Here is a 19749-nt window from a genome sequence, read left to right as displayed (position 1 = left end):
TTTTTTTTGCCTGTTTTCCCCACTCCCCCGTAGATACCGTCTTGAACCTCATCGGGCAAGCACACCACCCCGTAGCGATTCAAGAAGGTATCTACGCGACCCAGAGTCTCAGAACAGCCAGCGAAACAGATAGAACAGTGCCATGCTCAACAGCACGGTGATCAACACGCTGCGGGTCCAGAACATCAGACCGACCGCGCAGATCCCCGCCAGCAGATAAGGGTTGCCCAGGCTCACATTGAGCTTATGGTCGGCCATGAAAATGATCGGGCCGCAGATTGCGGTCAGCATGCCCGGCACCGCAAACCCGAGAAACTCCCGGGCGCCACGGTTCAGGCGCACTGGCAAGCGAGGTTCGAGAAACACATAGCGGTTGAAGAAAACGATCAGGCCCATGGCAACAATCATCACAAATATCATCGCTGCCCTACTCCCAGTCGCTTGCAGGCATAACCCACGCTCATCCCCAGTACACCCGACACCACCACCGCCGATTCCCAGTGCCAGTAACTGAGCAGCACCGAGAAGAACAACGACACGGCGACACAGATCACCGTCGGCACATCCCGCACCACCGGCGTGATCAAGGCAATAAAGGTCGCAGCGATGGAGAACTCCAGGCCTAACTGGTCCAGGCCTGGAATGCTTTTGCCGAGCACGATGCCGGCGAAGGTGAACAAATTCCAGATTAAGTAGAAGGTCAGGCCCACGCCCAGAGCGTACCAACGGTTGAAGGTCTCACGGTCGTAGTGGTTGACCAGGGCGAAGAACTCGTCTGTCAGCAGAAAGCCCAGGCTCATGCGCCAGCGAGGCTTGAGCGGCGACAACGTGGGGCGCATATGCATGCCGTAGAGCAAGTGCTGGGAGGTCAGTAGCAAGGTGGTCAGCAGAATGGAAATCAGGCTGGCGCCGCTCTTGACCATGCCGATGGCCACCAACTGCGCGGCACCGGCAAACACAATGGCCGACAGGCCCTGGCTTTCCAGTGGGGTGAATTGAGCGTCAATGGCGGTCGAACCAGCCAGCAGGCCCCAGGGCGCACAGGCCAGGGACAAGGGAATGATCGCGATTGCGCCACGGGCAAACGCGTGGTGAGGCAAGGCAGTAGGCATACACAACGGGCTCATCAACAGACAGTCGATGAGCATGCCAGCACTGTTACACGTTGTCTTGAATGATCGTGCACAAAGCAAGGTTCCGACCTTTGGAAGGGACCTTGCTTGCGGACATTACTTCTTTAGAGAACTAGCCGCTTCGTCAATGAGCGCTGCCACTTCGGCGGGCTTGGACGCCAAGGAGGCGTGGCTGGCATCCAGGGTGATGACCTTTTTCGCGTTCATGCGCTTGGCCATGCGCGCCTGGTTGTCCGGGTGGATCATGTGATCCTGGCTGGAAATCTGGTACCAGGACGGTTTGTTTTTCCAGGCCGGATTGCTGATGGTGTCACCAAAGGTGCTCGCCAGCGGGGTTTTCTGGGTAATGCCCATGATTTGCCCTTCTTCCAGCGGCAGATCCTGGCAGAAGCTTTCGTGGAACAACTCGGGCTTGACCCACAGGTAGCCGTCACTGTCGGGAGCCAGGTTCGGTGCCGCCTTGGGCAAATGTTCCTGGGTAATCCCGCCAGGGCTTTCGCCCGCGTCCGGGGCAAAGGCGGCAATGAACACCAACCCTTGGACATTAGGCTCGTTGCCTGCCTGGGTGATCACAGCACCGCCATAGGAGTGCCCGACCAACAAGACCGGCCCCTTGATCTGGGCCACCATTTTGCGGGTGCGCTCGGCGTCTTCGGCCAACGAAGTGAGAGGAATTTCAACCGCGTGCAGATTGGTGTAACCCTTTTCATGCAGCAGTGCGATCACTCGGTTCCAGTGCGCCGCACCGCCCCAAAAACCATGGACGAGAACAATTGCCGGTTTTTCACTCATTGGGTAACTTCCTGTGTATTGAGTAAGTTGGGCTGACGGCCCTCACTTCACACGACCGTAGCCGCGCTCAGTGTCCACTCATCACCGGGGATATTCACCCGCCAATCGCCGAACGGTCATCGCCGGATATCAAGCCAGCTTGACCGAAACCTGCTCCACCGAATCGCGGGCTTCGCGCAGTTCATCGGCGTCTTGGTTAAGGCGGTGGATCGTGTTGAGCAGGCGCTGGCGCAATACTTCATCGCTGAGTTTTTCCACCGCACGCATCAGGTCAAAGGCCGCGGTTTCGTTATTTTCCGCGACGGAATCGAGGGTCTTGCGCAGGTTTCGTGTGGCACGGGTCACGCGTTTTCTTCCTTCATCACCAATAGGCGGGCACTTTAGGACATTATTGTTTCATTTTAATTTCAACCACTTGTCACCCATCGCACGGGCCTTGACCCACATCAATCGAAACCGGATTTGACCGAAACATATGGAAATACGTATATTCGGATAAACGAATATACAAAAAGGCCCTGGCCGTGTCGGATCTTTTCTCCCCTCCCCACCTCTTCAAATGCCTGGCCGATGCCACCCGCATCCGACTCACTCTGTTGATCCTGCGCGAAGGCGAACTTTGCGTCTGCGAATTGATCCATGCCCTGGACGACAGTCAGCCAAAAATTTCCCGCCACCTCGCCCAACTGCGCAGTGCTGGATTGCTGTTGGATCGGCGCCAAGGCCAGTGGATCTACTACCGCCTCAATCCGGCACTGCCGCAGTGGGTGGCTAGCGTGCTGGAAACCACCCTGCAGGCCAACCAGTCCTGGCTGCAAGCCGACGCACTACGCCTGGATGCAATGGGCGACAGACCACAACGTGCCAGCAGTTGCTGCTGACTCATCGGAGAGTGTTTTCATGCTTGTCGCTGTTTCGATCTTTCTATTCACCATCGTTCTGGTCATCTGGCAGCCCAAAGGCCTGGGTGTCGGTTGGAGTGCCACCGCTGGCGCGATCCTCGCCTTGGCCTGCGGGGTTATCAGCCTGGCCGATATCCCGGTGGTGTGGCACATCATCTGGAATGCCACCGGGACTTTCGTCGCACTGATCATCATCAGTTTGCTGCTCGACGAAGCTGGCTTTTTCGCCTGGGCCGCCTTGCACGTAGCGCGCTGGGGTCGAGGCCGTGGACGACGGTTGTTTGCTTATATGGTGTTGCTGGGCGCGTTGGTATCGGCGCTGTTCGCCAACGATGGCGCCGCACTGATCCTCACGCCGATCGTCATGTCGATGCTGCTGGCCCTGCGCTTTTCCCCGGCGGCGACCCTGGCCTTCGTCATGGGCGCGGGGTTTATCGCCGACACCGCCAGCCTGCCGCTGGTGGTCTCCAACCTGGTGAACATTGTCTCGGCGGACTACTTCAAGATCGGCTTCAACGAATACGCGGCCGTGATGGTGCCGGTGAACCTGGTCAGCGTCGCCGCGACCCTGGCGGTATTGCTGTGGTTTTTCCGCCGTGACATTCCGCAGGCGTATGACCCGGCCGACCTCGACGACCCGGCCAGTGCCATCCATGATCACGCCACTTTCCGTGCTGGCTGGTGGGTACTGGGCATCCTGCTGGTGGGCTGTTTCGCCCTGGAGCCACTGGGCATTCCCATCAGCGCGATCTCTGCGGTGTGCGCGCTGTTGCTGCTGCTGATCGCCGCCAAGGGCCACAAGATCTCCACCCGCAAGGTGTTGAAAGAAGCGCCTTGGCAGATCGTGATTTTCTCCCTGGGCATGTACCTGGTGGTCTACGGCCTGCGCAATGCCGGGCTGACCACTTACCTCGCCACCTGGCTCGATACCTTTGCCGAATACGGCGTCTGGGGCGCAGCGCTGGGCACCGGGGTACTGACGGCGCTGCTGTCATCTGCAATGAACAACCTGCCCACCGTGTTGATCGGTGCGCTGTCCATCGAATCCAGCCATGCCGTGGGCGTGGTCAAGGACGCAATGATCTACGCCAATGTGATCGGCAGCGACCTGGGCCCGAAAATCACCCCTATCGGCAGCCTGGCCACGCTGCTCTGGCTGCACATTCTGGCGCGCAAGGGCATCACCATCACCTGGGGTTATTACTTCAAGGTCGGCATTGTCCTGACCTTGCCCGTGCTGTTGATCACCCTCGCCGCCCTGGCCTTGCGCCTCAGTGCCTAACGGAGCCCCGTCATGAAAGTCCTGTTCATGTGCACCGCCAACAGTTGCCGCAGCATCTTGTCTGAGGCGGTGTTCAACCATCTGGCCCCGGATGGGTTCCACGCCATCAGTTCCGGCAGTTTCCCCAGGGGCCAAGTCCTGCCCCGTAGCTTAAGCACTTTGCAGGCCGCAGGGATCAGCACCGACGGCTTGTACAGCAAGGGCAACGACGCCTTCGAAGGCAGCCCGCCAGATATCGTGATCACCGTCTGCGACAAGGCTGCGGGCGAAGCCTGTCCGGTGTATTTCGGCCCGGCGCTCAAGGCTCATTGGGGGCTGGAAGATCCGTCGGACGTCCAGGGTGATGAAGCCCATGTTGATGCGGCTTTCGATGCCACCGTGGAAACCATCGAGACACGCTGCCGAGCCTTCTTCAGCCTGCCGTTCACCCATCTCGACGCCGTTGAGCTCAGGGCCGAACTTGAACGTATCGCTGCGCTGTAACGCGCGACGGCTTTTCGGCGGGCACAGCGCCAGCGTATGCTCGCCATCCCTCATAAGGAAGGCAGGCATGCTGACGATCTTTTTCTCCGCGCTGGTATTCGGTTTCGTGTTTTGCCTGTCCCCAGGCGCCGTCCTGGCAGAAACCTTGCGCCGGGGCCTGCTCCACGGATTTACCCCGGCATTGCTGGTGCAAATCGGCTCGCTGGTGGGGGACGCCGTCTGGGCGGTGATTGGCCTGACAGGCATTGCGCTACTGATCCAACACGAGTCGATACGGATCCCGCTGACGCTCATCTGCGGTCTCTACCTGGCCTGGCTCGGCATTCAGAGCCTGAGGGATGCCTGGCGCCTGCCCGAAGCCGACAATACACCTGCCCGATCTGGACAAAACGCATTGATGGTCGGCGCGGCGATTTCCCTCGCCAATCCGAAGAACATTGTCTACTGGGGCGCCCTGGGCAGTGCGCTTTCAGGAATTGTCGGTGCCACGCCAAGCAACAACCAGACGTTGATGTTTTTCGCCGGCTTCATGTTGGCCTCAATCCTGTCGTGCTTCCTGATTGCGGCACTGGTCAATCTGTTGCGCAAAACTGCATCGGCAACTTGGCAACGGATCAGTTATGGCGCCTGCGGGTTGGTATTGATCTATCTCGCCGTGTTGGCCCTGCGCGGTATTTGATTTATATGTTCCGCAACTTACTAATACCTCTTGTCTGAACGAACTCTGAACCAGTGACAATTTAATTCATTAAATATTGACATTCAGTAACTGCCTGAGTAGATTGCCCGTGCCTGCAACTCGGGCCTTTTTTAAACCTCACAAAAGAAGCCAATGGACACAGTATCTAGTCGCTGTCCGATCACCGTGAATTCGGCGAATCGGGCGCAAAACCCAGAATATGACGGGACTCGCCTTTCAGGTCGGGTAAGCTGCGCTAGAGCTTGATGCTCCACGTAACTGCCTCACCGGTCGCCAGTCCGGTCCCGAGGTGTGTTATGAACTTCCAAACCTTTGTTTTTCCTAAAGTAATCTTGCCTGATCTACGTACGCTGGCGTCAGCCCTGCGTGCCAAGCTGGGCCGCGACCCCGTGGGCTTTTCGCCTAGCCGCACCGCCTTTATCAGCCCTGCCCCCCGCGTGAGCCCGGTTCCCCTGGCCCACTGGCGTATCTGCCCAACGACTGGCCAATTGCTGCAGCATTGGGATCACGCCGACCCACAAGACCCTCAGAGTCGAAACGCCTCCAGCCTGTTCGCGCAAGCGAGCCTGATGCTGAGCCTCTACGTGAGTGCTCACGGTTGGAAGCGTTGAACAGTCACCGCCAGGCGCCCTCTTCGAGCGCCTGAACAAGACTGTTTTCTTATTATTCGCCAATTGATTTGCTGGAGTTCTCTATGGACGAAGCCAGTAGTAGCCCGCTGCGCGCTAGTTAACTAACGCACTTCTAGCGGGCCTGTAGAAAGTTGCTGAACACTTTATTTAAACCGATCGCGAAGTCAGCGACTCGGCATGCTTTCGCTCGCCTGTCCTCAGGTAAGTCCCGGGTATGTTTTGTCGAAAAATTGGCGACAGGAGCACATACAATGAGCGCAGTAAAAACCACACAATTGCCAAACAAAAACAGCACAGGAGCCGACATCAAACTGTCGATGCGTGCTGCCCGTGAGGCCCAGAACGGCCTGTCGGCGACCCTGGCCAATGTCCGAGCGACCAAGGACGGTCTGACCGAGCTGGACGCCTCGGCTCGCCTGCAACGTGAAGGCTATAACGAAGTGGCCCACGACAAGCCACCTCACGCTTTCGTGCAGTTTCTCCAGGCACTGAACAACCCGTTCATCTACGTGCTACTGACCCTGGCGGGCATCAGCTTCGTCACCGATTACTGGCTACCACTGCAGGCGGGTGAAGAAGTCGACCTGACTAAGGTCATCATTATCATGACCATGGTCATGCTCAGCAGCTTGCTGCGGTTCTGGCAAGAACACCGTTCGGCCAAGTCCGCCGAAGCCTTGAAAGCCATGGTCCGCACCACTGCTACCGTGCTGCGTCGCGAACAAGTCGGCTCCAAACCCACCCTGCGGGAAGTGCCGATGCGCGACCTGGTGGCAGGCGATATCGTGCAGTTGTCGGCCGGCGACATGATTCCGGCGGACATCCGCCTGATCGAATCCCGGGACTTGTTTATCAGCCAGGCCGTACTGACCGGCGAAGCGTTGCCGGTGGAAAAGTACGACACCCTGGGGGACGTCACGCAGAAATCCGCCACGTCCAAGGCGGCAGACCAGGGCAACCTGCTGGACCTGCCCAACATCTGCTTCATGGGCACCAACGTGGTCAGTGGCCGGGCGCAAGCCGTGGTAGTGGCCACCGGTGCGCGCACCTACTTCGGGTCGCTGGCCAAGGCCATCGTCGGCTCCCGGGTGCAAACCGCTTTTGACCGCGGGGTGAACAGCGTCAGTTGGCTGTTGATTCGCTTCATGCTGGTGATGGTACCGATCGTGTTCTTCCTCAACGGCTTCTCCAAGGGAGACTGGGGCGATGCCTTCCTGTTTGCCCTGGCGGTGGCTGTCGGCCTGACCCCGGAAATGCTGCCGATGATCGTCAGCGCGAACTTGGCCAAGGGTGCTACTGCCATGGCCAAGCGCAAAGTGGTGGTCAAGCGCCTGAACGCGATCCAGAACTTCGGCTCGATGGACGTTCTGTGCACCGACAAGACCGGCACCCTGACTCAGGACAAAATCATCCTGGAGCACCACGTCAACGCCTTCGGCCAACGTGATGATTCGGTGCTGTCCCTGGCCTGGCTGAACAGCCATCACCAAAGCGGCATGCGCAACCTGATGGACCAGGCGGTGGTGCAGTTCTCGGAGCAGAATCCAAAGTTCCAGGTGCCGTTCGCCTACAGCAAGGTCGATGAGCTGCCCTTCGACTTCGTGCGTCGACGCCTGTCGATTGTGGTCAAGGACGCCCAAGGCGATCACCTGCTGGTGTGCAAGGGCGCGGTGGAGGAGATGCTGAGCATTTCCACCCATACGATGGAAGGCGACACCGCCATCGTCCTGGATGAGCGCCGCCGTGAAGAGTTGCTGGCCCTCGCCAGTGACTACAACGAGGATGGCTTCCGGGTATTGGTGGTCGCGACTCGCAATATTCCCAAATCCCTGGCGCGCAACCAGTACACCACCGCCGACGAACGTAACCTGGTGATCCATGGTTTCCTGACCTTCCTCGATCCACCCAAAGAAACCGCCGGCCCGGCCATTGCTGCCCTGCAAGATATCGGCGTGGCGGTCAAGGTTCTCACCGGTGACAATGCCGTGGTCACCAGCAAGATCTGCCGCCAGGTCGGGCTGGATCCAGGCCAGCCATTGCTGGGCGTGGAAATCGAAGCAATGGACGACGCCACCCTCAAACTGCGCGTAGAGGAACGCACCGTCTTCGCCAAACTGACACCGTTGCAGAAATCCCGGGTGCTCAAGGCCTTGCAGTCCAACGGTCACACTGTGGGCTTCCTCGGCGACGGCATCAACGATGCGCCAGCCCTGCGGGATGCCGACGTGGGTATCTCGGTGGACAGCGGTACTGATATCGCCAAGGAATCGGCCGACATCATCCTCCTGGAAAAGAGCCTGATGGTGCTGGAAGAAGGCGTGCTCAAGGGCCGCGAAACCTTCGGCAATATCATGAAGTACCTGAACATGACCGCCAGCTCCAACTTCGGCAACGTGTTCTCGGTGCTGGTAGCCAGTGCGTTCATTCCTTTCATGCCGATGCTGGCGATCCACCTGCTGCTGCAAAACCTGATGTACGACATCTCCCAACTGGCCTTGCCGTGGGACAAGATGGACAAGGAATACCTGGCCAAACCACGCAAGTGGGATGCGAAAAACATTGGCCGCTTCATGATCTGGATCGGGCCGACCTCGTCGATCTTCGACATCACCACCTTCGCCCTGATGTGGTACGTGTTCTCCGCCAACAGCGTGGAAATGCAGACCCTGTTCCAGTCCGGCTGGTTCATCGAGGGGCTGCTCTCGCAAACCCTGGTGGTGCACATGTTGCGCACCCGCAAGATCCCGTTCTTCCAGAGCACCGCTGCGTGGCCGGTGATCATGATGACCTGCATCGTGATTGCGCTCGGGATCTACGTACCGTTCTCGCCTCTGGGCAGCCTGGTGGGTCTCGAGCCGCTGCCGCTGGCGTACTTCCCATGGCTGGTGGGCACCCTGCTCGCCTACTGCTGCGTAGCCCAACTGATGAAGACGATCTACATCCGCCGCTTCAAGCAGTGGTACTGATCGACCGCCCCTGAAAGCGCCGGCTATCGAGAGGTAGCCGGTGCCTGCGGAGACTGACCATGAACACACTGATGAGCTACCTCGACAATGGCGTGCGCGCAATCCTGGTGTTCAGCCTTGCCCAGGCCGCCAAGGCGGTGATGGTACTGGGCGTCAGGTTGTATGTGCGCAACCTCCTCAGCGCCGTGGAAATGCGCTTCATGCTGGCCTTCTCCAGCACCCTGAGCAACACCTCTGTCAGGCTGCTGCGGCCGCCGAGAAAATGAGAAGCGATAAGCAATACAAGGAAAACACCATGCGCGTCTTGATCTGTGCAGGTCGTCATTACGCCGATGCAAAAATGTCCCGCCAAGTGCTGGATGCCTACCACCGCCTACGTCCTGTGCGGGTTTTGATCCACGGTGGCAGCCAGTTCCTGGGCAGCGACATAGAGGACTGGGCTCGGGAAGTCGGGGTGGACGTAGTGCGTTACCCACCCAACTGGCAACGCCATGGCAAGCAGGCGGAGCGGCATCGCAACCAGTTCATGCTGACGGACAGCCGACCCGATGTGGTGATTGCACTGCCCGGTGGCGACGACACCTCAGAGCTGATCAATCAGGCAAGAACGTGCGGCATCCATGTGCTGACCGTGGACAGCTGAATCAATCCCTATTTGGAGCATCACCCCATGCCAGAAGAACCCAGTTGTAGCGGCATCAACCTGCAGCAACCCCCCTATTTGAATCACGGCGCGTCCCTGCCAAGTCCATTGTTCAATGGCCGACCGGGACCGCGCTGCCGGCTGTTTATCGAGGTTCACCATGTACAAAAAGCACCTGCCACTGCGGCCTGACGGATTTGCCAAGTACCGCATCCAGCAACGCCAGAAATCGAAGTCCAGCCTTCACGCCCTGCCTCCCTCCAAACAACGTGCGCTGCGGCGCAACCTGATCTTCATCGGCACGACCCTGGGTGTCGTCCTGGTCCTCAGCCTACTGTCCAAAGCGTATGCCGCCGGCGGCTCGTATGTGGTCGACGACGGCGCGATCAATGCGCCTGGAGAATGCAACGTCGACGCTTGGCACACCGCCAATCGGCACAATGGTTCGACCCACAATGAAACCCTGTCCGCCGCCTGTACTTCTGCCGGCGTACCCTGGCTGCAATGGGGCGCCGCCGTGGCGCGGGCCACCGCCGAGGGCGATGGCGAAACCCAGGTCAGCCCGCAGTTCAAGGCACAATTGTGGTCACGGGAAGACTTGGGGATAGAGGTGGCGGCATCCGCCACCGCGCATTTCGCCCTCAATCGGCAACATACCTTTGACGGTGCCGACCTGAGCATTCCCTTCACCTGGCAGCCAATCGAAGCCCTGCGGCTGAACGTCAATGCCGGCTGGAGCCATGCCTATGACGGTGGCGAGCAACATCATCGCCTGACCTGGGGCACCGGGTTCGAATACAACGTGTTCGATTCGCTGACGTTGATCGCCGAACGTTACGGCCAGGAAGGTGGCGACCAGGCGTGGCAGGCAGGGCCACGGGTGCATGTCGGGAAGAATATCGATGTGGATCTGGTGGTGGGACGCAGCCTGATCGGGGATCGCCATCAGTGGCTGACGACGGGGGCTACGCTACGGTTCTAAAGGAGCATGAAGATGAGCGGGCTTGCCCCGCTCACCTTCATTAGGCGTTAAGCCTGCCCTTTGGCCTGGCGCTCCAACTGCACCTGAAATTCAGGCTCGATATTGAGCGCAACCGCCAATTCGTCCAGGTAGCCTCGCTCAGCCGGCTGCTGGTCATTCACCAGCATCACGCTGGCCAGATAGATCTCGGAACCAATGGCGGGGTTCTGTGCATACTCGCTAAAGTCCGAAGCCTTGAGAGGCAGGGCAACTTCTGCATCAAGCCACGCCTTCAGCTCGGGCTCATCGGTATGACGCGCCAGCTCCGCCGAAATCATTGCCTGCTCTTGATCGTCAATCTTGCCATCGGCCTTGGCCGCCGCGATCAATGCACGCAGGATCGCATGGCTGTGCTCATCCACTTCGGCGCCTGACAGTTGGTCAACGGTCTGCAATGCCTGCTGCGGCGCCGACGCTTGCTGGCTCTGCCACGTCTGGTAAGCCTGATAAGCCATCATCCCCAGGGAGGCCAGGGCCGCGTAGTTGGTCCCGCCTGAACGCCCTTGGGCCCCGTTACCCGCGCTCGATCCACCTAAAAGACCACCGAGACCGCCAAGGCCGCCGAGTAAACCACCCAGGCCACCCAACCCGCCACCGCCAGACGCCGCACCACCCGCGCCGCCGCCCTGCAGCAAGCCGCCAAGCCCGCCAAGCAGCCCGCCCAGCCCACCGAGGCCTCCCGAGCTCCCCTGAGGTGCTGCCGTCGAGCCGCCCTGCTGGCTCATCGACGCCTGGCCGGCTTGCAACAGTTTTTCCAGTAGATCGCTGGTGTTCATGGTGTCGCCCTCCTCGGGCATCAGGTTCCAGACAAGCAACAATAGCTTGCCTGGGCGATAACGTCGTGACCGCCCGGCAGGGTTCGTGCTCTCCCTGCCGTATCGTCCATCTGCAGGCTGCCTTATCATGGCATTACCACACTCAGCAGCCGCCCCACCGAGGAGGGACCCACGTGACCCGCGTCGAGCATATTAGCCTGATGGCCACCTATAACCAGTGGATGAATCTGAAGATTTATGAAGCTGCCCGTGGGCTGAGCGACGAAGCCCTGCTGGCTGACCGAGGCGCCTTTTTCGGCTCGATCATCGGCACCCTGAATCACCTCACACTGGGGGATACCGTCTGGCTCAAGCGCATTGCCGAGCATCCAGCCGAATACGCCGCGCTGGTCCCGCTAAAAGCACTGGCCACGCCACACAGGCTGGACCAACTGGCGTTTGCCAACATCCGCGAACTCCAGGCCCAACGTGTCTGGCTGGACCAGATCATCCTCGACTGGGCGCAATCGGTCAGCGAGCCCGACCTGGATCATCGCCTGCGCTATCACAACATGCGGGGCGTCGCCGCAGACAAAAACTTCTACAGCCTGATCACCCACTTCTTCAATCACCAGACCCACCATCGGGGCCAGGTGACGACGCTGTTGACGCAAGCGGGACGTGATGTCGGCGATACCGACCTGCTGCGTCTCATCGACTGAGTTACGCCCCGTCGCGCTCGGCGTATGCCTGCAACAAACCGGCAAACGCCTCCCTCTCGGGAAGCTGCGCAAAGCTATGAACCGCCGGTGTGGATGCCCAAGGCAGTTTTTCGCTGGTCCAGGTTTCCATGAATGGGACATAGTCATTGGCGTCATCCAGCATCACCGCACGCACATTGATGAACTCCTCGACGTCGTTGGGTCGGGTAAATAGCCAACTCATGCAATGGGGGCAGCAGTAATGGCGATCCACGCCATGGAGCCCGCCGATCACCGGGTTACCCATGGTCACGGTAAAACCGCTGCTGGGCACCAGCGCACTCAGGGAGAACGCACTGGAGGTCATTTTCTGGCAACCGGTGCAATGGCACGCCATGGTGATCACTGGCTTCTGAGTGATGCTGAAGCGCACCCGGTTGCACCGGCAGCCGCCGTCCTGGGAAAAACCATCGACACTCATCACTGACTCCTTTTCATGATTGGTGCTGCACAGCTCACGGTCCGTCCCGTAGGCCCATAACGAACGTCAGGACACGCCAGGGGTCGTAAACATAAGGGCCTTGCATTCAAACGTGTCACGCCCTACCCGCGGGCATCAACAGATTACAGGTGCCGCGTACCCCTAGAGAAGGAGACGCTTACATGGTCACTCACTTCAAGGTCGCCGGGCATTTGGCCTGCGGCCATCACGGCAACAACCTCATCTCCAGTACCGAGCTGAACCGGGTGAAATGCCGTACCTGCCGCAACACCGAAGCCTACAAGGAAGCCCGCCGCACCCAACGAAACGCCGCTCGCAGGGTCGCGCGCAAAGCCAGAGCCGGCCACACCGCCAACGACTGGCGTAGCGACTGGGCTCAACGCCTGACCGACTTGCCGGGGCTGCAGCGCCTGCCTCGGGGCTTCGGCGGTCAGCCATTCGTGTAGTTTATTGGGCCGGGGCCCGACGGTAGGCTGCCAACAACACACCCATCGTCATCAATAAACCGCCGGAGCCCCGATTGAAGCGCTGCAAGTGCGCGGGCCGCAAGCGACGAAGCAGACGCGCCCCGCACACAGCGTAGAACATCATGGTGCTCACGTTCAGCACGCACAGCACCAGCAACAGGCACGCATATTGCGGCAACTGGGGTTGGGTGCTGTCAACAAACTGCGGCAAGAAGGCCGACATGAACAACAAGGCCTTGGGATTGGAAATGGCTACCAAAAAGCTGCGGGTGAAAATGCTGACCGAACGAACATTGGCCTCTTCACCCTCTCCCACCGCCGGCAGCGTCGTTGGCGGCGAACGCAGCATCTGCCAGCCCAGCCACACCAGATATGCAGAACCGATCCACTTCAGCGCCTGAAATAACCCCTCGCTGGCCGCCAGTAACAACCCCAAGCCACACGCCACTGCTGTCACCAGCAATGCGTCTGCCCACACCGCCCCCGCCATGCCCCACACTGCCGCCTTCAAGCCATGCCGCGAGCCGTTCTGCAACGCCAATAACACGGTCGGGCCGGGGATGGCGATAATCGCCGCGCTCATCATGACGAATAAAAACAAGGTGGCCAGGGACATGGGGAATTCCTATCTAACGCGGCCTCATTGCGGCCATTGGTCAGCGGATGATCCATCAAAAACTGCTTCGCTGCCAATCATCGGCCACAAAAAAGCCCCGGACCTGCCGAGGCTTTTGATGGCATTCAAGCTCACTCAATCGTCGTTTGAGACGGGGGACGTACGAGGCTTGTACCCCGGCAACGCTGCGGCATACGCCAAGGCCTGCTCACGGGAACCAAAGGACGCTAACCGGTCATCCCGGGTGCATACCCGCCAAGGGCCACTGTTGACCTGCACGATTTCATAGCCATTGAGATGCATCTTTTTCAGCATGGGAGCGCTCATAATCACCTCTCTCTATCCAGAGATAATCCAAGAGTTGTCTGGTCCACCATACACCTGGGTGCCGGGTTGTGGCCTACCGAATGTCGCCCCAAGTGTCTTTTCAAAACGGATATCGTCGCCATTTCCACTGAGGCCACGTCTCGCAGGCGGGATCACGCAATCGATGTAGATCACTGATCTGTCTGGCTTTTTTATCTACATATTTATCGGCCGAAGACCGTGTTCGAACTTGCGCCAATGAGGCTGGATCTATATATTCCCTAGCCTGCTGCAACGCTCAAGGCTGTTTTGAACCATCAAGGCCCCTGAGACGCTTCACCGCGCTACCGCCCGAATGGCGAAACTGGTAGACGCATGGGACTTAAAATCCCCCGCTCGTAAGGGCGTGCCGGTTCGATTCCGGCTTCGGGCACCAACTTTTGTTCTACTGACGGCCAGTAAAGTCCGTAGAACCCTTTAAAACCCGCCTCTTGGCGGGTTTTTTCGTTTATGGCAGTCCGTCAGTTTCCAGCTGATTCCAGCGTTTTTAAGGGTAGTATTTGGGGTAAAGTTCAGTTCGATAAAAGGTATACCCTTATGTCGCGCACAACGACTCCACTCTCTGATGCTGCTTATCGCAGAGCCAAGCCACGAAATCGCGCCTACAAGCTGTTCGATGGTGATGGCCTTTATCTGCTTGTCCAGACCAACGGACGCAAAGGCTGGCGGATGCGGTATGTCAAACCCAATGGCAAGGAAGGCCTAACTGAAAATCCCCGCGTCGGCGGTTCGATTTCATCTCTGGCACCACAAATACCAAAAAAACCCAAGGAACAATGTGTCCTTGGGTTTTTTATTGCCTGCGATTTTATAGTCGCTGAACCATTTCTGGACCAAGGCGCTTTGGCAGTGTGATTGAAGTCGGCCCAAGGGGTCTATGGAACAGTGGCTAAGATTGAATGTTTTAACCGGATTTAAATTGTCCGGTTGAGAGCATCCCTCAGACAAGCTGAGGCGTCGGCAATACAGTCCGTCCAGCATTACTCTTTTCTTCCACGGTGCGCTGTAGGGCCTCCGAGTAACCCCTCCTTGCTTTTACTTTTCATAGGCTCTGAAGCCACGCGGTATGCGCGGTGCGTAAGCGGCTAGCTAGGTATCAAATCATAAGGTTGTGCTTCAGCGATACCTACACCCATCCCCCATCCACAATAAAATTCTGTGCCGAACACATCGCCGACACATCAGACGCCAGAAACAACGCCATGTTGGCGATATGTTCAGGCTCCACACTGCCCGGCAAGCACTGGCTGCGGCTGATCAGTTCCCGGGCAGCATCATCCACCCACATCGCCAGTTGTTTTTCGGTCATCACCCAGCCCGGCACCAGCGTATTGACCCTGATTCGGCTGGGCCCCAGCTCCCGTGCCAGCGCGCGGGTCATGCCGTGGGCCGCTGCTTTGCTGGCGGCGTATACCGGGTAACCGCTGGAGGCCATCATCCAGCCAACGGAGCCCAGGTTAATGATCGACCCTCCCCCCGCTGCCTTCATCATCGGCACCACAGCCCTGGCAGCAAAAAAAGCGTGCTTCAGGTTGACTGAAATCAGTTGGTCGAACATGTCTGAATCGATTTCATCCAGGGTGTGCCGAACGTCATTGGCGGCATTGTTCACCAGCACGTCGATCGGCCCCAGGGTCTGCGCAAGGCAGCCTATCGCAGCCTTGTAGGCGATCTCGTCGGTGATATCGCAATGGGCGAATTCGACGGTATGGCCCTCGGCGGACAATATCGCCGCCAATCGGTCGCCCTGCCCTTGCGCCCGGTCCACGAAGGCCACCTTGGCACCTTGTCGTGCAAAGGCACGCACCATGGATTCGCCAATCCCTGAAGCGCCGCCGGAAATCAACACGGTTTTATCGCGCAGGTCCGGGTACGTCGCCCGGGCGACAGGTCGTTTTTCAGTGTTCATGTGACGGTCACTCCGCTTCATTTAGTCTTATTTTATATTGCAAAATTCGCGATCTTGTCTATACATCAGCACTGCACTTGATCAAAACACAATAAATAGTAGAACTATTTACCTAACAACAATAAAAGGTAACTCAGTCATGCGGCAATCCCGATTCCTGCTTACCGGCCTGGGCCTCTCCCTGGCGATGGCCAGCCTCGGCGTTCAGGCGGCTGGCCTGTCCAGCGAACACAAACCCTTCGGCAAAACCAACGACGGTACAGCCGTCGAGCAGTACGTGTTGCGTAACAGCCATGGCGTGCAAGCCACGGTCATCACCTACGGCGCTGTGTTGCAGTCGTTGAAAGTACCGGACAAACACGGCCAGTTCGCCGACGTGGTGCTGGGCTTCGATGACGTCCAGGGCTATCAGGCCGGCACCGCGTTCTTTGGCGCGACCATCGGCCGTTTTGGCAATCGCCTGGCTAAGGGCGCGTTCGAGCTGGACGGCAAACACTTTCAAGTGCCCCTCAACGACGGACCGAACTCGTTGCATGGCGGCGCGCAAGGCTTCGACAAGCACGCGTGGACAGCCCAGCCGGTCAAGCAAAAGGACGCGGTAGGCGTGACCTTGAGCTACCTGTCGAAGGACGGCGAGATGGGCTTTCCCGGCAACCTTAAAGTCGATGTCACCTATAGCCTCAACGACAACAACGAGCTGCACATCGACTACAAGGCCACCACCGACAAACCCACGGTGCTGAACCTCACCAACCACAGTTACTTCAACCTCGCCGGCGCCGGTCAGGGTGACGTGCTCAAGCAACTGGCCACCCTGAACGCCAGCCATTACACCCCAGTCAACAGCACCTTGATTCCCACCGGCGAACTGGCGCCGGTTGCCGGCACGCCGATGGACTTTCTCAAACCCACCGCCATCGGCCAACACATCAAGGACGATCATCCCCAGCTGAAATTCGCCGAACCTAAACAAGGTGGCTTTGACTTCAATTGGGTGCTGGACACCCAGGGTGATGTCGGCAAACTGGCCGCCGAGGTTCGCGACCCGCAGTCCGGTCGCCGCTTGCAGCTCTATACCAGTGAGCCCGGTGTGCAGTTCTATACCAGTAACTTCCTCGACGGGTCGGTCAAGGGCAAGGGGGGCAAGCCTTACGCCCACTGGAGTGCGTTTACCCTGGAAACCCAGCATTACCCCGACGCGCCCAACCAGCCGAACTTCCCGTCAACCCGTCTCGACCCTGGCCAGACCTATACCCAAAACACCGTGCTGAAATTCTCCGCAGACTGAACAGGCTTCCGCCGCAACCCGAGGTTGCGGCGGATGATCAGCGTTGTTTCATACGGTCGATCACCACCGCCAGCAGCAGGATCGAGCCCCGGATCACATACTGGTAGAAGGTATCGATGTTCTTCAGGTTCATCGCATTCTCGATGATCGCCAGAATCAACACCCCGGCAATCACGTGGCGAATCATGCCAATCCCGCCGCTCAACGACACCCCGCCCAGTACGCAGGCAGAAATCACCGTCAACTCAAACCCCTGGCCAATCATCGGCTGGCCCGAGGTCATGCGCGAGGCGAGAATGACGCCGGCCAAGGCGCCGATCACCCCGTGTACGGCGAAAATGATGATCTTGGTGCGGTCAACGTTCACCCCCGCCAGCAACGCCGCTTCCGGGTTGCCGCCGATGGCCATGGTGTTGCGCCCGTAGGTGGTGTAATTGAGCAGCCAGCCGAAAAACAGGAAGCACACGAGGGTGATCAGAATCGGCACCGGCACGCCAAACAACTGGCCGTTGCCAAAGACAAAGAACGAATCCTGGGACACGCCCACCGCCTTGCCATTGGCAAAGATATAGGCCAGGCCCCGCACGATCTGCATGGTCGCCAGCGTCGTGATGAGCGCGTTGACCCGCAGCTTGGCAATCACAATTCCATTGATCAACCCCACCACCAGGCCCATCAGCAGCGCGGCACCGATACCGAGCAGGACGCTGTCGGTGTCACGCATCACGATCGCGGCCACCACCCCGGCGCAGGCAATCACCGAGCCCACTGACAGGTCGAAATGCCCCGACGCCAGGCAATACAACATGGTGCACGCGGCAATCCCGGTGGTGGAGATCGCCAACCCCAGGCCGCGCATGTTGAGTGGCGACAGGAAATTGTCGATCAGCAAGGTGCAGAGCACGAAGATCCCCACCGCAGCCAATAGCATCGCCCAGTTGTCGAGCAGGCTGCGCAGGTCCAGGGGCTTGCGCGCCGTGGGCAAAGCAGTGTTTTGGCTTGTCATAGTCACCTCGTTAGTTCCCCTGGCTGTCGGCGCGCAGGCGCGGCAGGGCCATTTGCAGCAGGTTGGATTCATTGGCGTGCTCGCGCTGCATCTCGCCGCACATCGCACCTTCACACAGCACCAGGATGCGGTCGGAAACCCCCATCACTTCCATCAGGTCGCTGGACACCACAATCACCGCAATCCCGCGGGCCGCCAGGTCATGGATGATCTGGTAAATCTCAGCCTTCGCGCCGATATCGATGCCACGGGTGGGCTCGTCGAGCAGCAGGACTTTCATCGGCATCGACAGCCAACGGCCCAGAATGGCCTTCTGTTGATTGCCGCCGGACAGGTACATGATCTTCTGCGTCGCCGTGGGCGTCTTGACCTTCAGCGCCTTGATCTGCCGGGCGGCGTTGTCCGTCTCCCAGCGGCCGCGCAACAACCAGCCAAAGCGCGAATGCGCACTGCGCGCGCTGATATTGATGTTCTCGGCGACGCTGGACAGCGGCACGATGCCCTCCTTCTTGCGATCTTCGGGGCACAGCAAGATACCGGCGTCGATGGCATCACGGGGCGAGCGCAGGCGCAGTGCTTCACCGCACAAGTCGAGGCTGCCGGCCGTGGTGCGCGCAAGGCCGCCCAATAGTCGCAGCAGCTCAGTACGCCCGGCGCCCACCAGCCCGAACAGGCCGAGAATCTCGCCTTGGTGCGCCTCGAAACTCACCGGTTCACGCAAGCCGGGGCCGAGCAGGCCATTGACCTTGAGCGCCACCGCACCTCGCACGCGGGGGCGGTAATCGTAGATGTCCTGAATGTCGCGACCGACCATGCAGGTCACCAGTTGATCGTGGGTCAGCGCGCTCATGTCCTCGAACGTGCGCACGTAGCGCCCGTCCTTGAACACCGTCACCGCGTTGCAGATGCGGAACACCTCTTCCATGCGATGGGACACGTACAGCACCACTTTGCCCTCGTCCCGCAAGCGACCGATGATCGCCATCAAGCGGTCGATCTCCCGCGCCGACAGGCTGCTGGTGGGTTCGTCGAATGCAATCACATGAGCGCCACGGGACAACGCCTTGGCGATTTCCACCAACTGGCGCTGGCCCAGGGACAGCCCGCCGACTTTCTCCTGAGGGTCGATTTCGTCCGCCAGGCCCTTGAGGCAAGCCAGTGCCTGCTGGCGCAACGCGCTGCGATTGATCAAGCCAAAGCTGGCCGGTAGATGCCCGAGGAACAGGTTTTCGGCCACGCTCATTTCCGGCACCAGGTGCAACTCCTGGTGAATCACCGCGACACCGCTGGCAATGCTGTCAGCCGCGCACTTGAAGGCCATGGTTTGCGCACCGATCTGCACGTTGCCGCTGCTCGGCACATACGCGCCACCGAGGATTTTCAGCAATGTGGATTTGCCAGCGCCGTTCTCGCCCATCAAGGCGTGGACCTGCCCGGGGTGGGCGGTAAAACTGATGCCATCCAGCGCCTTGACCCCGGGAAACGTTTTGCCGATGCCGTTGAAGCGCAGGCTCGCGCCCGCGCTGTCGGGTTGTTTCAGTTGCGCGTGCATAACTACCTCATCACACAGGTCAGGCAGCCCTCT

General features: G+C 59.2%; 23 protein-coding genes, 1 tRNA gene and 1 pseudogene. 14 read left to right on the top strand and 11 right to left on the bottom strand.

What is annotated here, in order from left to right; all coding sequences use genetic code 11:
- Positions 1 to 108: 108 nt before the first annotated feature.
- The 4 genes from HKK55_RS09845 to HKK55_RS09830 form a co-directional block, all read right to left on the bottom strand.
- Positions 109 to 420: an AzlD domain-containing protein gene (locus HKK55_RS09845; RefSeq protein WP_169354477.1), complete on the bottom strand. Its 312-nt coding sequence runs from the start codon at positions 418 to 420 to the stop codon at positions 109 to 111.
- Positions 417 to 1112, bottom strand: a complete 696-nt coding sequence (locus HKK55_RS09840; RefSeq protein WP_169357821.1) for an AzlC family ABC transporter permease — start codon at positions 1110 to 1112, stop codon at positions 417 to 419. Before HKK55_RS09840 ends, HKK55_RS09845 begins: the two co-directional genes overlap by 4 nt.
- Before the next feature lie 117 nt (positions 1113 to 1229).
- On the bottom strand, positions 1230 to 1925 hold the full coding sequence (locus HKK55_RS09835; protein ID WP_169354476.1) for an alpha/beta hydrolase: 696 nt from the start codon (positions 1923 to 1925) through the stop codon (positions 1230 to 1232).
- A gap of 129 nt (positions 1926 to 2054) precedes the next feature.
- Positions 2055 to 2270: a hypothetical protein gene (locus HKK55_RS09830; RefSeq protein ID WP_169354475.1), complete on the bottom strand. Its 216-nt coding sequence runs from the start codon at positions 2268 to 2270 to the stop codon at positions 2055 to 2057.
- A gap of 179 nt (positions 2271 to 2449) precedes the next feature.
- On the opposite strand from HKK55_RS09830, the gene HKK55_RS09825 reads away from it, so the two are divergent.
- The 9 genes from HKK55_RS09825 (at position 2450) to HKK55_RS09785 (ending at position 10515) form a co-directional block, all read left to right on the top strand.
- Positions 2450 to 2806: a metalloregulator ArsR/SmtB family transcription factor gene (locus tag HKK55_RS09825; protein ID WP_169354474.1), complete on the top strand. Its 357-nt coding sequence runs from the start codon at positions 2450 to 2452 to the stop codon at positions 2804 to 2806.
- A 19-nt stretch (positions 2807 to 2825) separates the two neighbouring features.
- On the top strand, positions 2826 to 4109 hold the full coding sequence (locus HKK55_RS09820) for an arsenic transporter (protein ID WP_169354473.1): 1284 nt from the start codon (positions 2826 to 2828) through the stop codon (positions 4107 to 4109).
- Between the two features lie 12 nt (positions 4110 to 4121).
- Positions 4122 to 4592, top strand: coding sequence for an arsenate reductase ArsC (locus HKK55_RS09815; RefSeq protein WP_169354472.1), 471 nt, complete (start codon positions 4122 to 4124; stop codon positions 4590 to 4592).
- A gap of 67 nt (positions 4593 to 4659) precedes the next feature.
- Positions 4660 to 5271, top strand: a complete 612-nt coding sequence (locus HKK55_RS09810; protein ID WP_169354471.1) for a LysE family translocator — start codon at positions 4660 to 4662, stop codon at positions 5269 to 5271.
- A gap of 317 nt (positions 5272 to 5588) precedes the next feature.
- A complete protein-coding gene (locus tag HKK55_RS09805) occupies positions 5589 to 5903 on the top strand; it encodes a hypothetical protein (RefSeq protein ID WP_155585336.1) in 315 nt (104 codons plus the stop codon).
- Between the two features lie 272 nt (positions 5904 to 6175).
- The gene (mgtA, locus tag HKK55_RS09800) at positions 6176 to 8890 is read left to right on the top strand and encodes a magnesium-translocating P-type ATPase (protein WP_169354470.1); all 2715 of its coding nucleotides are present in this window, start codon (positions 6176 to 6178) and stop codon (positions 8888 to 8890) included.
- Between the two features lie 59 nt (positions 8891 to 8949).
- A complete protein-coding gene (locus tag HKK55_RS09795; protein WP_237151335.1) occupies positions 8950 to 9156 on the top strand; it encodes a hypothetical protein in 207 nt (68 codons plus the stop codon).
- A gap of 29 nt (positions 9157 to 9185) precedes the next feature.
- Positions 9186 to 9533 (top strand): DUF2493 domain-containing protein, encoded by a 348-nt coding sequence (locus HKK55_RS09790; RefSeq protein ID WP_169354469.1) that lies wholly within the window; start codon positions 9186 to 9188, stop codon positions 9531 to 9533.
- Positions 9534 to 9693: 160 nt separating this feature from the next.
- Positions 9694 to 10515 carry a hypothetical protein gene (locus HKK55_RS09785; protein WP_169354468.1) on the top strand — a complete coding sequence of 274 codons (822 nt, stop codon included), beginning with the start codon at positions 9694 to 9696 and terminating at the stop codon, positions 10513 to 10515.
- 47 nt (positions 10516 to 10562) lie between these two features.
- On the opposite strand, the gene HKK55_RS09780 is transcribed toward HKK55_RS09785, so the two are convergent.
- Positions 10563 to 11330 (bottom strand): DUF533 domain-containing protein, encoded by a 768-nt coding sequence (locus tag HKK55_RS09780; RefSeq protein ID WP_169354467.1) that lies wholly within the window; start codon positions 11328 to 11330, stop codon positions 10563 to 10565.
- A 173-nt stretch (positions 11331 to 11503) separates the two neighbouring features.
- On the opposite strand from HKK55_RS09780, the gene HKK55_RS09775 reads away from it, so the two are divergent.
- Positions 11504 to 12031 carry a DinB family protein gene (locus tag HKK55_RS09775; RefSeq protein ID WP_169354466.1) on the top strand — a complete coding sequence of 176 codons (528 nt, stop codon included), beginning with the start codon at positions 11504 to 11506 and terminating at the stop codon, positions 12029 to 12031.
- Between the two features lies 1 nt (position 12032).
- Here the strand turns inward: HKK55_RS09775 and HKK55_RS09770 are convergent, their stop codons facing one another.
- The gene (locus HKK55_RS09770) at positions 12033 to 12491 is read right to left on the bottom strand and encodes a GFA family protein (RefSeq protein ID WP_169354465.1); all 459 of its coding nucleotides are present in this window, start codon (positions 12489 to 12491) and stop codon (positions 12033 to 12035) included.
- Between the two features lie 182 nt (positions 12492 to 12673).
- Between HKK55_RS09770 and HKK55_RS09765 the strand changes: the two genes are divergently transcribed.
- The gene (locus HKK55_RS09765) at positions 12674 to 12958 is read left to right on the top strand and encodes a hypothetical protein (protein WP_169354464.1); all 285 of its coding nucleotides are present in this window, start codon (positions 12674 to 12676) and stop codon (positions 12956 to 12958) included.
- 1 nt (position 12959) lies between these two features.
- Here HKK55_RS09765 and HKK55_RS09760 read toward each other — a convergent pair whose 3' ends face one another.
- Together HKK55_RS09760 and HKK55_RS09755 are read right to left on the bottom strand one after the other, a co-directional pair.
- Entirely contained in the window at positions 12960 to 13595 is a 636-nt protein-coding gene (locus HKK55_RS09760) for a LysE family translocator (RefSeq protein WP_169354463.1), read from the bottom strand.
- Positions 13596 to 13730: 135 nt separating this feature from the next.
- A complete protein-coding gene (locus tag HKK55_RS09755) occupies positions 13731 to 13922 on the bottom strand; it encodes a DUF2188 domain-containing protein (protein WP_169354462.1) in 192 nt (63 codons plus the stop codon).
- A gap of 328 nt (positions 13923 to 14250) precedes the next feature.
- Between HKK55_RS09755 and HKK55_RS09750 the strand changes: the two genes are divergently transcribed.
- Both HKK55_RS09750 and HKK55_RS09745 read left to right on the top strand, forming a co-directional pair.
- A tRNA-Leu gene (locus HKK55_RS09750) sits at positions 14251 to 14337 on the top strand.
- 161 nt (positions 14338 to 14498) lie between these two features.
- Positions 14499 to 14669: pseudogene (locus HKK55_RS09745) on the top strand (integrase arm-type DNA-binding domain-containing protein); the annotation flags it as partial.
- A gap of 418 nt (positions 14670 to 15087) precedes the next feature.
- On the opposite strand, the gene HKK55_RS09740 reads toward HKK55_RS09745, so the two are convergent.
- Positions 15088 to 15870: an SDR family NAD(P)-dependent oxidoreductase gene (locus HKK55_RS09740; RefSeq protein WP_169354461.1), complete on the bottom strand. Its 783-nt coding sequence runs from the start codon at positions 15868 to 15870 to the stop codon at positions 15088 to 15090.
- Positions 15871 to 16009: 139 nt separating this feature from the next.
- Here HKK55_RS09740 and HKK55_RS09735 point away from each other — a divergent pair, with 139 nt between their 5' ends.
- On the top strand, positions 16010 to 17158 hold the full coding sequence (locus HKK55_RS09735; protein WP_169354460.1) for an aldose epimerase family protein: 1149 nt from the start codon (positions 16010 to 16012) through the stop codon (positions 17156 to 17158).
- Positions 17159 to 17195: 37 nt separating this feature from the next.
- On the opposite strand, the gene araH is transcribed toward HKK55_RS09735, so the two are convergent.
- Together araH and araG are read right to left on the bottom strand one after the other, a co-directional pair.
- Entirely contained in the window at positions 17196 to 18164 is a 969-nt protein-coding gene (gene araH / locus HKK55_RS09730) for an L-arabinose ABC transporter permease AraH (protein WP_169354459.1), read from the bottom strand.
- A gap of 10 nt (positions 18165 to 18174) precedes the next feature.
- Positions 18175 to 19716, bottom strand: coding sequence for an L-arabinose ABC transporter ATP-binding protein AraG (gene araG / locus HKK55_RS09725; RefSeq protein WP_169354458.1), 1542 nt, complete (start codon positions 19714 to 19716; stop codon positions 18175 to 18177).
- Between the last annotated feature and the right edge of the window lie 33 nt (positions 19717 to 19749).

Source organism: Pseudomonas sp. ADAK18 (assembly GCF_012935695.1).
In the GTDB taxonomy this organism is placed as follows: domain Bacteria; phylum Pseudomonadota; class Gammaproteobacteria; order Pseudomonadales; family Pseudomonadaceae; genus Aquipseudomonas.
The sequence above is the reverse complement of the archived record's forward strand: the minus strand, read 5'-3'. Positions and strand labels throughout refer to the sequence as shown.